The 13,182-nt window shown below is 59.6% G+C and carries 15 protein-coding genes (1 of these 15 running past the window's edge); 11 read left to right on the forward strand and 4 right to left on the reverse strand.

Going from position 1 to position 13,182, the window contains the following annotated elements; genetic code table 11:
- Positions 1-52: 52 nt before the first annotated feature.
- Positions 53-2,158 (reverse strand): catalase, encoded by a 2,106-nt coding sequence (locus tag IGS75_RS06375; RefSeq protein ID WP_202257950.1) that lies wholly within the window; start codon positions 2,156-2,158, stop codon positions 53-55.
- A 213-nt stretch (positions 2,159-2,371) separates the two neighbouring features.
- Here IGS75_RS06375 and IGS75_RS06380 point away from each other — a divergent pair, with 213 nt between their 5' ends.
- Positions 2,372-3,247 (forward strand): SDR family oxidoreductase, encoded by an 876-nt coding sequence (locus tag IGS75_RS06380; RefSeq protein WP_202257951.1) that lies wholly within the window; start codon positions 2,372-2,374, stop codon positions 3,245-3,247.
- Positions 3,248-3,263: 16 nt separating this feature from the next.
- Here the strand turns inward: IGS75_RS06380 and IGS75_RS06385 are convergent, their stop codons facing one another.
- Positions 3,264-4,595 carry an MFS transporter gene (locus IGS75_RS06385; protein WP_202257952.1) on the reverse strand — a complete coding sequence of 444 codons (1,332 nt, stop codon included), beginning with the start codon at positions 4,593-4,595 and terminating at the stop codon, positions 3,264-3,266.
- Between the two features lie 185 nt (positions 4,596-4,780).
- Here IGS75_RS06385 and IGS75_RS06390 point away from each other — a divergent pair, with 185 nt between their 5' ends.
- The 7 genes from IGS75_RS06390 to IGS75_RS06420 all read left to right on the forward strand — a co-directional run bounded on the left by IGS75_RS06390 (position 4,781) and on the right by IGS75_RS06420 (position 10,597).
- Entirely contained in the window at positions 4,781-5,437 is a 657-nt protein-coding gene (locus tag IGS75_RS06390; RefSeq protein WP_141353152.1) for a 50S ribosomal protein L25/general stress protein Ctc, read from the forward strand.
- A 3-nt stretch (positions 5,438-5,440) separates the two neighbouring features.
- Positions 5,441-6,058, forward strand: a complete 618-nt coding sequence (gene pth, locus IGS75_RS06395; protein WP_202257953.1) for an aminoacyl-tRNA hydrolase — start codon at positions 5,441-5,443, stop codon at positions 6,056-6,058.
- Between the two features lie 565 nt (positions 6,059-6,623).
- Positions 6,624-7,718: a redox-regulated ATPase YchF gene (gene ychF, locus IGS75_RS06400; protein ID WP_141353146.1), complete on the forward strand. Its 1,095-nt coding sequence runs from the start codon at positions 6,624-6,626 to the stop codon at positions 7,716-7,718.
- Positions 7,711-8,967, forward strand: coding sequence for a glutamate-5-semialdehyde dehydrogenase (locus IGS75_RS06405; RefSeq protein ID WP_408876150.1), 1,257 nt, complete (start codon positions 7,711-7,713; stop codon positions 8,965-8,967). The genes ychF and IGS75_RS06405 overlap by 8 nt, the downstream gene beginning before the upstream one ends.
- A 32-nt stretch (positions 8,968-8,999) precedes the next feature.
- On the forward strand, positions 9,000-9,587 hold the full coding sequence (locus IGS75_RS06410; protein ID WP_202258296.1) for a nicotinate-nucleotide adenylyltransferase: 588 nt from the start codon (positions 9,000-9,002) through the stop codon (positions 9,585-9,587).
- A gap of 98 nt (positions 9,588-9,685) precedes the next feature.
- Positions 9,686-10,138 carry a ribosome silencing factor gene (gene rsfS / locus IGS75_RS06415; protein WP_202258307.1) on the forward strand — a complete coding sequence of 151 codons (453 nt, stop codon included), beginning with the start codon at positions 9,686-9,688 and terminating at the stop codon, positions 10,136-10,138.
- On the forward strand, positions 10,139-10,597 hold the full coding sequence (locus tag IGS75_RS06420) for a 23S rRNA (pseudouridine(1915)-N(3))-methyltransferase RlmH (RefSeq protein WP_202257955.1): 459 nt from the start codon (positions 10,139-10,141) through the stop codon (positions 10,595-10,597).
- Between the two features lie 19 nt (positions 10,598-10,616).
- On the opposite strand, the gene IGS75_RS06425 is transcribed toward IGS75_RS06420, so the two are convergent.
- Together IGS75_RS06425 and IGS75_RS06430 are read right to left on the reverse strand one after the other, a co-directional pair.
- The gene (locus IGS75_RS06425; RefSeq protein WP_141353140.1) at positions 10,617-11,333 is read right to left on the reverse strand and encodes a CHAP domain-containing protein; all 717 of its coding nucleotides are present in this window, start codon (positions 11,331-11,333) and stop codon (positions 10,617-10,619) included.
- Positions 11,334-11,505: 172 nt separating this feature from the next.
- The gene (locus IGS75_RS06430) at positions 11,506-11,856 is read right to left on the reverse strand and encodes a RidA family protein (protein WP_011252711.1); all 351 of its coding nucleotides are present in this window, start codon (positions 11,854-11,856) and stop codon (positions 11,506-11,508) included.
- Positions 11,857-12,018: 162 nt separating this feature from the next.
- On the opposite strand from IGS75_RS06430, the gene IGS75_RS06435 reads away from it, so the two are divergent.
- The 3 genes in view from IGS75_RS06435 to IGS75_RS06445 are tightly spaced (at most 16 nt apart) and all read left to right on the forward strand, a layout consistent with a single transcriptional unit that may run on beyond the window.
- Positions 12,019-12,669 carry an MBL fold metallo-hydrolase gene (locus IGS75_RS06435; protein ID WP_202257956.1) on the forward strand — a complete coding sequence of 217 codons (651 nt, stop codon included), beginning with the start codon at positions 12,019-12,021 and terminating at the stop codon, positions 12,667-12,669.
- 16 nt (positions 12,670-12,685) lie between these two features.
- The gene (locus IGS75_RS06440) at positions 12,686-13,162 is read left to right on the forward strand and encodes a DUF192 domain-containing protein (RefSeq protein WP_202257957.1); all 477 of its coding nucleotides are present in this window, start codon (positions 12,686-12,688) and stop codon (positions 13,160-13,162) included.
- 7 nt (positions 13,163-13,169) lie between these two features.
- A protein-coding gene (locus IGS75_RS06445; RefSeq protein ID WP_202257958.1) for an SDR family NAD(P)-dependent oxidoreductase crosses the window boundary here: on the forward strand, positions 13,170-13,182 show its start. 956 nt of this gene lie beyond the right edge of the window; 13 of the gene's 969 nt are visible here — the first part of the coding sequence; its start codon is at positions 13,170-13,172; the stop codon falls past the right edge of the window.

Below are 13,182 nucleotides of genomic sequence, written 5' to 3' on the forward strand. Positions count from 1 at the left end.
GAGGGACAGGTATAAAAAAGGGCCGGAGAGTGTCTCCGGCCCCTGTTCTGCCTCAGACAGCGTGTGTTCTGGCTTCCCGGTCCCAGAAGCGCAGTTTGCGGCACAGGGTGAGGAAGGTCTTGAAGTCGCTGGGGGCCTCAAGCGGGACGATGCCATCATCCATGTCTTCGGGCGTGATGCCGCCTTTGGCGAGAAGCAGTTTGGCGTCCGGGCCGTAACCGATGAACTTCGCATGGGCGAAGGCGTCGGCCACGAAGTCCCGTGCGGTAGCTTCGCCGGTCAGGAGTTTTGCTCCTGCTGTGGACGGAAGCAGGACGACCGCATCATACAGGACCGAAGGTGCGCCAACGATCTTCTGGCCAGCTGGAATGAGCTTGCCATCGGTCGTTTTTACGCCGCCAACTGCTGGGGCCACCAGTTCGACGATCGTGCCTTCCGCTTCCGCAGCCTGCATCAGGGCGGCGAGCATGTCCGCATCGGTGCCATCGGTTACGAGCACACCCAGCTTGCGGCCCTTGAACGTTTTCGGGCCATTCTTGAGGATGCTGAGCGGGTTCGAAGTTGGAAGGTCCGTCAGCGGTGTGCGGGCAGCCGGGGCGGGAGATGGCATCTTTTCCAGACGCAGACCTTTGGCTACATCTTTGGCGAGCTCTTCATCGACATTCAGCAGATGAGCGACGACGCGGGCACGGATGGCCGGGGTGAGGCACTTGCTGAGTTCGAAGACGAAGGCGTTCTTGATATGCGTCTGCTCGGTCTGGGTCTGGCTCGTATAGAATTGGCGGGCCTGACTGTAGTGATCGGCGAATAGCTCGCCACGTTCACGGGTTTTGCGGCCGTTCAGTTCTTCCGCATAGGGCTTGTAACCGGTCTGCGGGTTTTCACGTGGTCCCATACCCCAGGAATTGGGCTCATAATTTGCACGTCCTTTCGGGTTGTGCATGGCCATGTGGCCGTCCTGCTGGAAGTTGTGGAACGGGCATTTCGGCGCGTTTATGGGGATATGCGTGAAGTTCGGCCCACCGAGACGCTTGGTTTGGGTGTCCAGATACGAAAAGTTCCGGCCCTGAAGGAGCGGGTCGTTGGTGAAGGCGATGCCGGGGACGACGTTTTGGGTGCAGAAGGCGACTTGCTCGGTTTCGGCGAAGAAGTTGTCCACTGTGCGGTTCAGTACGAGGCGTCCGATACGCCGGACGGGGACGAGTTCTTCCGGGATCAGCTTGGTCGCGTCCAAGATGTCGAAATCGAATTTATCGGCGAAGTCGTCATCGAAGAGCTGCACGCCGAGCTCCCATTCCGGGAAGTCGCCGGAATTGATGGCGTCCCACAGGTCGCGGCGGTGGAAGTCCGGATCGGCTCCGTTGATCTTGACGGCTTCGTTCCACACGACGGACTGCAAACCTTGTTTCGGCTTCCAGTGGAACTTCACATAGGTGGATTTGCCCTCGGCATTGACGAGGCGGAAGGTATGGACGCCGAAGCCTTCCATGAAGCGGAAAGAGCGGGGAATGGCGCGGTCGGACATGACCCACATGAGCATGTGGACGGTTTCGGGGGAGAGGGACGCGAAATCCCAGAAATTGTCGTGGGCGGACTGGGCCTGTGGGAAGCCACTGTCGGGCTCTTCCTTCACGGCGTGGACCATGTCCGGAAATTTGATGGCGTCCTGAATGAAGAAGACGGGCATGTTGTTGCCCACGAGGTCCCAGTTGCCTTCTTCGGTATAGAGCTTCACCGCGAAACCGCGCACGTCGCGGGCCACGTCGAAAGAGCCACGGCCGCCGGCGACGGTCGAGAAACGGACGAAGGCTGGAACGCGTTTGCCGATTTTTCCCAGAACGCTGGCGGTCGTGTAATTTGCGAGGGAGTCTGTCAGTTCGAAAAAGCCATGCGCGCCGTAGCCACGGGCGTGGACGACGCGCTCGGGGATGCGCTCGTGATCGAAGTGGAAGATCTTCTCGCGGAAATGGAAGTCTTCCAGAAGGGTAGGCCCGCGGGCACCGGCTTTCTCGGTGTTCTGATCGTCGGAGACGGGGACGCCCTGCTGGGTCGTGAGGGTCGGGGTTTCGCCTGACGCCACCTGATGGGTGCTGCCCTGTGGGCCGCGTTCGAAGGTCTGGTCGCCAATGGTGACGGTTTTGCGTTTGTCCGTGCTCATGAAATGCGCCTCTGCCTGTAGGTCCGAAAAAATACGGGGCTTCGGGAAGTCTGGATGATGAAGCTGCCCTTCCCGTTGGAAAGGCCGTGCCCCTTAAAAGGCGCTGTCTGGGGCAAGTGTTCCTGAAATAAATCCGGGAAATTTTCTGAACCTGTCCGGAAGACGGGCCGTTAAGTGCGGGAACTCTGTCCATGATGATACAGGAGTGTTTCCATGCCTGCTGATCCTCGTACCCGCTATCCGCGTCCGCCATTCCGGGGCCAGACGCAGAAATTTCCGGGTCTTTCAGAAAAGATGATTCCCCGGCCCGATTACGGCGAAGAAACCTATCAGGGTTCCGGAAAGCTCGCGGGGCTTGCGGCCCTCATCACGGGTGGTGATTCGGGGATCGGACGGGCAGTTGCGCTGGCATTTGCGCGTGAAGGTGCGGATGTCGCGATTTCGTATCTGGAAATGGAGGCGGATGATGCACGCGATATCGGGGAACAGATCAAGGCCGAGGGGAGGAACTGTCTTCTCTTGCCCGGAGATATCCGGGATGGCGCGCATTGTCGCGAGATGATTGGCAAGACCGTCGAGACGTTCGGGCGGCTTGATATTCTGGTGAATAATGCCGCCTTTCAGAAAGCACGCGCAAAGCTGGAAGAGATTTCCGATGAGGAGTGGAAGCGTCATTTCTCCACGAATACGGATGCGCTATTTCATCTAACGAAAGCGGCCCTGCCGCATCTTCAGGCCGGGGCGTCCATCATCAATACGTCCTCGGTCAATCTGAAGACGGCTCCGGAACTGCTTGTGCCGTATTCCATGACGAAGGCGGCGATTGCGAACTTTACGTCCAGCATGGCGCAGCAGCTCGCCGGGCGGGGGATCCGGGTCAATGCCGTGATGCCGGGGCCGATCTGGACGCCGTTCATTGCAACCGGAATGCCCGAGGAAGAGCAGGAGCATCTGGGCTCGGATGTGCCGCTGGGCCGTCCGGGACAGCCGGCCGAATTGGCGGGCGCTTATGTCTATTTTGCCGATCCGCTTAACAGCTACACCACGGGTGCGCTTCTGGCGGTCAATGGTGGCGTACCGATGATCTGAAGCGCATTTCCCGGATTCAGGACTGAGCGAACGCCTGCTCACCATCGAGCGGGCGTTTTTCCGTTCTGGGGCCGAAGATCAGCGTAACAGCCGCACCGGACAACAGGATCAGGGTTGTTAGGCCAAAAACACCCGGGAAACCGGCAAGTGGATAGAGCCAGCCGATCAGCGCGGGCGATGCGATGGCGCCCAGGCGGGCGATAGCCGAAGCCAGACCCATGCCGCGGGCACGCAGGGATGTGGGGAAGAGTTCAGGTGTGTAGGCGTAAATGCCGCCGAAAGTGCCGTTCATGAAGAAGGACAGTAGGATGCCGAAAAGCAGAACTTCGGTGGGCGTCTGGCTTGCAGCCATACCGATGGCGCTGACGGCTCCGGCAATCATGAACAGTGCCACCGTTCCGCGTCGTCCCAGACGATCTGTGAGGAGGGCGGCGGAGGCATAGCCGGGAAGCTGGGCAAAATAGATTGAGATGGCGTAGCCGAAGCTGCGGGTGACGGTCATGCCACGTTCGATCATCAGGGTCGGGATCCACGTGAAGAATGCGTAGAAGCTGAAGGTGATGGCGAGCCACATGGCCCAGCTCATGAATGTGGAGCGGCGCAGATTGGGGGCGAAGAGATCCCGGACCGGGCGGATGCTTGGGGCACCACGGTCGGTCGTTGTGGTCAGGCCTACGGCAAGGCCTGCGCTTTCTTCGATGTCGCCGACGATGCGGCAGGCTTCGGCTGTTTGGCCGCGCTCGTCGAGCCAGCGCGGGGATTCGGGCAGGGCGCGTCGCCACCATAGAAGCATCAGGACCGGAAAGCCCGTGAGCGCCAAGGCCCAGCGCCAGCCATCCGCTATGGCGGGCACGAGCATGAACCCCATGATGGCGGCGGTGACATAGCCGAAGGAATAGAATCCGGTGAGAGTTGCCGTGAACACGCCGCGATAGCGGGCGGCCACGAATTCGCTGAGATAGGGTGCGATGATGGTGGCTTCCGCACCCGCGCCGATTCCGGAGAGAAGGCGGCACAGGAAAAAGCCTGCAAACGAGGATGATCCGGCGGAGAGCAGGGAGCCGATGGCGTAGATGGCCAGGGCGCTCATCATGACGCGGCGGCGGCCGGAGCGGTCTCCCCACCAGCCGGAGAGCAGGGCGCCCAGGCCGTAGCCGAGATAGGTCGCACTTCCCAGCAGGCCGAGTTCTGGGCCGCTTAGATGCCATTGGCTTTTTAGCATCGGAAGCGCGAACGCTACGATCGCGGAATCGAGGCCGTCGAATGTGTAGCCGAGACCGCCGAGGAACAGCAGTTTCCAGTGGAAGCGGGTAAAGGGCAGGTGTTCGATGCGGGCGGCGATGCTCATCGGGTGGGGGATCTGCCGGAAACTGTGGAAATGAAACGCAAGCGTAGCGGTCCGCAAAGGGGCCGGTCCAGAGGGGCGGATTCCGAAAATGGTTGTGCCGGTGGCGGTTTTCCGCTACTTCGCGCCTCGCACAGGCACCCCTGGAGGTCTGTGTTGAGTGAAATTCAATACGCAGGAGCGTAACAGTGGCTAATTTGACGACACTTGCTGTCTCGACGCGTGCGAAGGCTGGTAAGGGGGCAGCGCGCGCAACGAGACGTGAGGGCCTCGTGCCGGCCGTGATCTACGGTGGCAAGCAGGAACCCTCCATCATCGCACTTGATCCGCGCGTGATCATGAAGGAACTGCATCGCGGTGGCTGGTCCTCCCGCGTGTATAACCTGGCTGCCGAAGGCGCAGAGCCGGTTGCAGCCCTGATCCGTGACGTGCAGCTGCACCCGGTCACCGATGCCCCGATCCATGTTGACTTCCAGCGCGTTGCTGCCGGCACCAAGGTTCACGTCGAAGTCTCCATCGCATTCGTTGGCGAAGAGAAGTCCCAGGGCATCAAGCGCGGTGGCGTTCTGAACGTGGTGCGTCATTACGTCGACGTGCAGGCTGATCCGGCCAATATTCCGGAGCACTTCACGGCAGACCTGAGCGGTCTGGACATCCACGAAAACGTGCGCTGGACGGACCTCAAGGGCACCGAAGGCGCCGTTCTGGCCAGCGGTCAGGCTGTGGACATGGTCATCGCGTCCATCGCCGCACCGACGATCGATGCCGAAATGGAAGCCGAAGCTGCTGCCAAGGCCGCTGCTGAAGCTGCTGCTACGGCAAAGCCCGGCGCAAAGAAGAAGTAAGTCATGAGGCTCTGGACCGGTCTCGGCAACCCCGAGCCGGGGATGAGCCGTCATCGACACAATATCGGCTTCATGGCGGTCGACGAGATCGCCAGGCGCCACGGTTTTTCGCCGTGGCGCAAGCGTTTCCGGGGGGAGACCTCCGAAGGCGTCATCGGGGGGCAGAAGATCCTGCTCCTCAAGCCGATGACGTATATGAACCTGTCAGGCGACAGTGTTCAGCAGGCCGCGCAGTTCTTCAGGATTGCGCAGGATGATATCACCGTATTCCACGACGAACTCGATCTTGCCTTCGGCAAGCTGCGCATCAAGCGTGGCGGTGGTGCCGCCGGGCATAATGGCCTGCGTTCCATGGATAAATGTCTGCCGGGGCCGGATTACTGGCGTGTACGGATGGGGATCGGTCATCCGGGCCACAAGGACCGTGTGACTGGTCATGTTCTGGGCAATTTCGCCAAGGCGGAAGAGCCGGAGCTGGAGCGCTGGCTTGTGGCCATCGCTGATGCGGCACCCCTTCTGGCGAAGAAAGAACACGAAGCTTTCATGACGAAGGTCGCACTGCTGGCTGCTTGCTGCTTGAGGGGCTTGCGGTTGAGTGGCTTCTCAGGACCGGTCGGATGAACAGGGCAATGACATCCATCAGGACGTCAGATCCCATTAGCCGGATCAGCAGTGTTTCAATCCAGAATGCTGGGTAGAAGCCAGAGGGTTATGACGCTGCCTAGATCGAAGAGTATGATGCTCTGGATCAGCCATTTGAAATAAAGCTGACGCCGTTTGGCGGTCCGGGAGTGAGGTGCTTCCAGTCCCGTATTTCCGTATTCCTGTGGAGCTGTGGTGGATGCAGGCGTCCAGCAGGGCCGTGGGCCTGATCTAGCAGAGGGGGTGGCGGGTTGATATGACAGCGGCGTTGTGACTGCTGTTTCCAAATTTGAGCCTGTCATTCATCCCCTTGCGCTTCTGTAGTTTGCTGCGGTCCTGTCTGCTCCTGACAGCGCAGGGGCGTGCGGTTTTGAAGGCGCATGTCCGGGCTTTGCTGGATCTGCTAGGAATCGTGAGCTGAAAAGTCTGTTCGCGACGGGAAGTGGTTGTGAGCCTCTCCGGTTTCTGCGAACACAGGGCAACGGAATTTTCTAGAACGGATCGTTCGCGTCTGAACGGTCTTCAATGATGATGGAGAGCACGAATGGGTTTCAATTGCGGCATCGTTGGTCTGCCTAATGTCGGCAAGTCCACGCTGTTCAATGCCCTGACGGAAACGGCTGCTGCACAGGCTGCGAATTACCCGTTCTGCACCATCGAGCCGAATACCGGCCGTGTGGCTGTGCCGGATCCACGACTGGATGAACTGGCGCGGATCGGTAAGTCTATCCGCAAGGTACCGACGAGCCTTGAATTCGTGGACATCGCCGGTCTGGTCCGTGGTGCGTCGAAGGGTGAGGGGCTGGGAAACCAGTTTCTAGCCAATATCCGAGAAGTCGATGCTATCGTGCACGTCCTGCGCTGCTTCGAAGACGACGACATCACGCATGTCGAGGGTGGCGTTGATCCGGTTCGGGACGCGGACATCATTGAGACTGAGTTGATGCTGGCTGATCTGGAAAGTCTGGAGAAGCGTCAGGTCGGTTTGCAGAAGCGGGCTCGTGGCAATGATCGTGAGGCTCAGGCTCAGCTTGAGCTGATGGAGCCACTGCTGGCAGCTCTGCGTGACGGCAAGCCGGCCCGGACGGCTGTTCCGAAGGGGCAGGAAGCAGAAGCGTCCCGCCTTCAGCTCCTGACGACGAAGCCGGTTTTGTATGTCTGCAATGTCGAAGAAGCCTCGGCGTCCACCGGTAACGCGTTTTCGGAAGCCGTGCGCAAGCGGGCCGAAGCCGAGGGGGCGGGTGTTGTCGTGGTGTCGGCCGCGATTGAAGCGGAAGTCAGCCAGTTGCCGCAGGAAGACCGCACGGAGTTTCTGGACGGTCTGGGTCTGACGGATAGCGGGCTGGATCGTGTCATTGCAGCTGGTTACAAGCTGCTGGGTCTGCGGACGTATTTCACGGTCGGACCGAAGGAATCCCGCGCCTGGACGATTACGGCCGGGACGAAGGCACCTCAGGCCGCTGCTGTCATTCACAACGATTTCGAGCGTGGCTTCATCGCCTGCGAAACCGTGGCGTTCGACGATTACGTGGCCTGCAATGGCGAGGCCGGGGCCAAGGAAGTTGGCAAGCTGAGGATCGAAGGCAAAGAATATGTGGTGCAGGATGGTGACGTCCTGTTGTTCCGGTTCAATGTCTGAGGCCGAGCACATTCTGGACGGTCTGGCAGAGCATGCTCGCCGGGCCAGCCGGAGTTTGGCGCGGGCGAATGCGGAAACCCGCAATCATGCGCTGTCCGAGGCTGCGAGAGCCCTGAGGGGCCGGTTGGAGGAGATCGTAGCTGCCAACCAGAAGGATCTGGCAGCGCTTTCCGAAGATCGGAACGCGGCGTTCCGGGATCGTCTGACGTTGACGTCGGAGCGTGTCGAGGCGATGGCGCGCGGTCTGGAAGACGTGGCACGTCTGCCGGATCCGGTTGGGCGGGTTCTGGCGGAATGGGACCGCCCGAACGGTCTGCATTTCCGTCGGGTGGCGACGCCGCTTGGCGTGATCGGCATGATCTATGAAAGCCGGCCCAATGTTGGGGCTGATGCTGCGGCCCTGTGTATCAAGTCCGGCAATGCGGTCATTCTGCGCGGTGGTGGGGAAAGTCTTCATTCCGCGCGGGCCATTCAGGCCGCGATGGAAGACGGTTTGCGGGCAGCGGGGCTGGATGAAGCCTGTGTGCAGATTTTGCCGTCTGCCGATCGGGCTCTGGTCGGGGCGATGCTGCAGGCTTCGGGAAAGATTGATCTGATCATTCCGCGCGGCGGCAAGTCTCTTGTGGAGCGCGTGCAGCGTGAGGCCCGCGTGCCGGTTCTGGCGCACGCGGACGGCCTGAATCACACCTACATTCATGCGAGTGCAGATCCGGCGATGGCCCGGAAGGTGCTGCTGGATGCGAAGATGCGGCGGACGGGGATCTGTGGTGCGACGGAGACGCTGCTGATCGATGCGGCGATTGCGCCGACGCTGTTGCCCTTGCTCGTTGAAGATCTGGCCGCGAAGGGATGTACGTTTCGGGCAGATGACCGGGCGCGTGTGATCGTGCCGACGCTTGCGGCTGCCTCGGCTGATGATTTCAACACGGAATGGCTGGACGCCGTGCTTTCGGTTGTCGTGGTGGACGGGGTTGAAGATGCTCTGGCTCACATCGCGCGGCATGGAAGCTCGCATACCGAGGCCATTATCGCCGAAGATCTTGAAGCCGCGGCGGAGTTTCTCAACGGAACGGATAGCGCGGTTGTGATGTGGAATGCGTCTACGCAGTTCTGTGACGGTGGGGAGTTCGGCTTCGGTGCGGAAATCGGCATTGCGACGGGGCGGATGCATGCCCGTGGGCCCGTCGGGCTCGAGCAGCTGACATGCTACCGGTACGAAGTGATCGGCACCGGGCAGGTGCGGGGCTGATCAGTATTCCGACGTCTGGTGATGGCCGGAATATGCGGATCGGTCTGCTGGGTGGGTCTTTTAATCCGGCGCATGTGGGTCATCTCATGCTGGCGCGGCGGGCCTTGCGGGCTTTGCGCCTGGATCAGGTGTGGCTCATGGTCTCGCCAGGGAATCCGCTCAAGCCCCGTAAGGGCATGGCGCCGTTCAGGGTGCGTCTTGCCTCTGCGGAGCGGATTGCAGACGGACGGCGAATCGTTGCGACGGATATCGAATCGCGGCTTGGGCAGCGCTTCACCGTAAAAACGGTCGGATTGCTGAAGCAGCGCTTTCCGCATGTGCATTTCGTGTGGCTGATGGGGGCGGACGGTCTGGCACAGCTGTCGCGCTGGAAGCGCTGGCGGCGGTTGGCTGCGATGGTTCCCATCGCTGTTCTCCCGCGTCCAGGCAGTGTTTCGCCAGCCCTGCGGGGGGCAGCAGCGTCCGTTTTGCGGCATCAGAGACGGCCCTCACGGGAATCTCCCGTGCTTGCGGAGCGAAAAGGCAGCGCATGGACGTTCCTTTCTGCGCCGCAGAACGATATATCGGCTACAGCGTTGCGTGAATCCGGCCAGTTTCGTCCGGAATCCGATCAGGAGTAAAAACCATCACCAAGACGACCTCTCCCGAATCGCAGGCCAAAAAGCCTGTGCGCCGGAAAACCAGCTCCCCCGATGCGGCACTGGCCGAGGCTGCCAAGGTGCCGGGAACGGCTCGCAAGAAGGCCGCAGTTGCCGGACCGAAGAAAACGGCCGTCAAGCGTGAAGCTGTGCAGCCGGATCTTCTGACCAATATGCTGACGGTCATCACCACGAGTCTGGACGAAGACAAGGGTGAAGACATCGTTGTGCTGGACTTGGTCGGCCGTGCGAATTTTGCTGATCGTATGGTCATTGCGACCGGTCTTGCGGACCGCCAGATTTCCGCGATGGCGCATCACATCGAGAAGAAGCTCAATGAGATCGGCATCAAGCGTATTCTGATCGAAGGCGCGAATGGCAGCGATTGGGTTCTGATCGATGCCGGCGACGTTGTTGTGCATCTCTTTAAGCCCGAAAGCCGCGAGCTTTACGGTCTTGAGCGTATGTGGGGCGCCGATCTGGATGGCAGCGAAGACGAAGTTGCTGTTGGACAGGATGAAGAGCAGGACTGAATGAAGCTGGTCGCAATCGGCCGGCTCAAAGCCGGGCCGGAGCGCGAACTGTTCGAGCGTTATGCGGGCCGGATAAGGCCCGCTTTGACGGTGACGGAACTCGCGCCGTCAAAAGGCAGCGTCCAGGAGCAGAAGCGCAAGGATGCTGCGGCTCTTCTGGGGGCCTGTCCTGACAATGCCCTGATCGTGGCGCTGGACGAAGGCGGTAAAACGCCTGACAGTCTGCGTTTGGCGGAAATGCTATCTCGCTGGCAGGAAACCGGGCGTCCCATTCATTTTCTGATCGGTGGTGCGGAAGGGTTGGATTCAAGCGTGATCCAGCGGGCCGATTCCGTGATTTCTCTGGGGAAACTGACCTGGCCGCACATGTTGGTCAGGGTTCTGATCGCCGAGCAGGTGTTCCGGGCTCAGGCCATCAATGCCGGCCATCCCTATCACAGGGAAACACGACCAGACTGAAGCTGATCGTCAGGCTGTATCAGCGAATCGAACGGTTGGGAGCGTCCGAAGTGAAGGCATCGTCCGGAGCCTCGGCCACTTCTGTGCTGCTCATTGGATGGCTCAGTGCGTCAGAACCGTTCAGGACGGCGCGATGACGGAAACCTGAGACATTCGAAGCGCGTGCCATCACGATATGTGGAGCCGGATTGCGGTCGCCATCGTCGGAATGGGGGTAGATGAAACCGTAGGTTGGATAGATGCTGCCAAGGCGGCCGCTGCGATCGTTGAGGGCGACGCGGACTGCGCTCCAGTCATTGTTGGGTGAAACGTCAACGACGCGCACGTTATGTGCGATACCGTTGGAAGCCCAGTGGGACTGGTCGATATAGATTGTGCGGCTGTCTTCCACCGAACGGACTACGGCGACATGGCCGAGCGGCATGCGGCGGATGGCGCGGAAATTCAGGACCGAACCGGCCTGCGGGGTGGAGCCGCGGGCATAAACGCCAGCGGCATTGTACCACCAGTCACGCGCATTGCCGTGCAGAACGACTTCTGACGCCGTCTTGGCGTAAGCGACGCATTGAATGACGTGAGTATAAGAATGTCGATGGTTGCTGGAACGGTGGCTGTGAAAAACGGTCCGTCCGTGGTGACCCGAACTGTGACGGGCCTGAGCCTGTCCCGAAAAGAATGCGATCGCGGAGAGCGCCAGAGCAGAGAAAAAGGTTTTCCGGCAACTGTTATGCTTCACGATCTTTAGGATCCTGATTGGTTGTGTGTTGTTCGGGTTACAGGGAGGTAACAACCTTCCTGCAACCCTGACAAGAGCAGAATGCAGGCCTCTGGGTTAAATTTTCATTTCTAAAGAAAATATTTTTGACACCACACTCTGCTGTATTCTCGCCATAATCGTCCGATTCAGATCACTTTGTTGTCGTGAGCATGATTTCCACGAGGATTTTCGGGTCCGCCATGACGGCCTGAACGCAGGCACGGGCAGGGGCCATGTTCTCCGGAAGCCATGCGGACCAGACCGTGTTGAGGGCGGTACGGTCTGCGATGTCCTTCACCCAGATCTGAGCCTGAAGGATGCGGGTCTTGTCGGTGCCATGCACTTCCAGGATTTCGTCGAGCTGGTCGAGAACGCTCTTGGTCTGTTCTTCGATTCCTTTGGACAGATCAGCTGCGACAACGCCCTGCGTGAAAATGAAGCCGTGATATTCAACGGCCTTGGAAAGAATGGCGTTCGGTTCTGTGCGGATGATGCGGCTCATGATGACACCTCGTGTGATGGGGAAAGGTGGAGAGTGACCTTCCTGTGAAAAGGGGTCAATGATCCGTGGTGGCTGGTGTCAGGCGGATGCCGGGTCTCACTTGTCGCGCAGGGATTGACGCTGTATCGCCACATCAGAACGGACCGTCTGGAAGGGGGAGCTGTGACTCCTTTGTATGCGAAGCGGGTGCCGGTAACGCCTTTACGGCAGAACTGCACCATTCTCTCGAATGATGAGGCTCGTGCGGTTGTGGTGGATCCCGGCGGAGATGTCGGAGACATCCTTCAGCATCTGGACGGGATGACCATTGAGGCTATTCTCCTAACGCATGGTCATCTGGATCATGCCGGTGGCGCGGCTGCTTTGAAAAGAGCTGTCGAAAAACAGCAGGGTCAGCCTGTTCCTGTTATAGGGCCGGACCGGCGGGATGAATTCTTGCTGCAGAGCATCACCAAACAGGCGGCTGCTTTCGGAATTCCGGGCATGGAGAATGTTGCGCCGGATCGTTTTGTGGAAGGCGGAGAAGTCCTGCATCTGCTGGGGCAGGATCTTCATGTTGCGCATGTTCCCGGCCATACGCCAGGGCATGTCGTCTTTGTGGATCATGATAACCGGCGTGTGCTGGCGGGCGATACGCTGTTCCGGGGGACTGTCGGCCGGACGGATTTTGCGTATGGCGATTCACAGGCGCTTGTTGAGGGTATTCGCAGACATCTTCTGACGCTGCCTGATGATACGGTGGTTTTGTGTGGGCACGGGATGCCGACGACCATCGGAGAAGAGCGCCGGGCCAATCCCTTCCTGATTTCCTGAACCTGAAGGTCATATTATGCGAATTTTATGCTGTGCGCTGGTGGCGGCGCTAGGAATGAGTGCTGGCGTTGCGAAGGCGGAGGAACCGATCACGCAAGCGCAGGCCCGTCTGCCAATCGCGCCTTTGACCATTACGACGCGAGATGGCCAGAAGCATGAGTTTACGGTGGAACTGGCCAAGACCTATCGTCAGCAGGAAGTGGGTGAGATGTTCCGCAAGCATCTTCCCGAAAACGAGGGAATGCTGTTCATGTGGGCAACGCCTCAGGTTTCGGACATGTGGATGCGTAATACGCTTGTGCCGCTGGACATCGTGTTCATTGATTCAACGAACCATATCCATGCCATTGCAGAGAATGCTGTCCCTCTGAGCGAGGCAATCCTGCGGAGCGACGGTGTGGTTGCCAATACGCTTGAACTGGCAGGGGGCGTTACGGCGAAGCTGGGAATCCGGGTGGGCGATGTTGTTACCAGTTCCGCGCTGAAGTATTGATGATCCTGTGAAGGTTCTGG

The sequence above is a fragment of the Gluconobacter sphaericus genome (assembly GCF_016757795.1).
Classification (GTDB): Bacteria; Pseudomonadota; Alphaproteobacteria; order Acetobacterales; family Acetobacteraceae; genus Gluconobacter; species Gluconobacter sphaericus.

Coding starts and splice junctions, on each gene's coding strand:
- IGS75_RS06375 (WP_202257950.1), bottom strand. CDS start 2,158: ATGAGCACGGACAAACGCAAAACCGTCACCATTGGCGACCAGACCTTC.
- IGS75_RS06380 (WP_202257951.1), top strand. CDS start 2,372: ATGCCTGCTGATCCTCGTACCCGCTATCCGCGTCCGCCATTCCGGGGC.
- IGS75_RS06385 (WP_202257952.1), bottom strand. CDS start 4,595: ATGAGCATCGCCGCCCGCATCGAACACCTGCCCTTTACCCGCTTCCAC.
- pth (WP_202257953.1), top strand. CDS start 5,441: ATGAGGCTCTGGACCGGTCTCGGCAACCCCGAGCCGGGGATGAGCCGT.
- ychF (WP_141353146.1), top strand. CDS start 6,624: ATGGGTTTCAATTGCGGCATCGTTGGTCTGCCTAATGTCGGCAAGTCC.
- IGS75_RS06405 (WP_408876150.1), top strand. CDS start 7,711: ATGTCTGAGGCCGAGCACATTCTGGACGGTCTGGCAGAGCATGCTCGC.
- IGS75_RS06410 (WP_202258296.1), top strand. CDS start 9,000: ATGCGGATCGGTCTGCTGGGTGGGTCTTTTAATCCGGCGCATGTGGGT.
- IGS75_RS06420 (WP_202257955.1), top strand. CDS start 10,139: ATGAAGCTGGTCGCAATCGGCCGGCTCAAAGCCGGGCCGGAGCGCGAA.
- IGS75_RS06430 (WP_011252711.1), bottom strand. CDS start 11,856: ATGAGCCGCATCATCCGCACAGAACCGAACGCCATTCTTTCCAAGGCC.
- IGS75_RS06440 (WP_202257957.1), top strand. CDS start 12,686: ATGCGAATTTTATGCTGTGCGCTGGTGGCGGCGCTAGGAATGAGTGCT.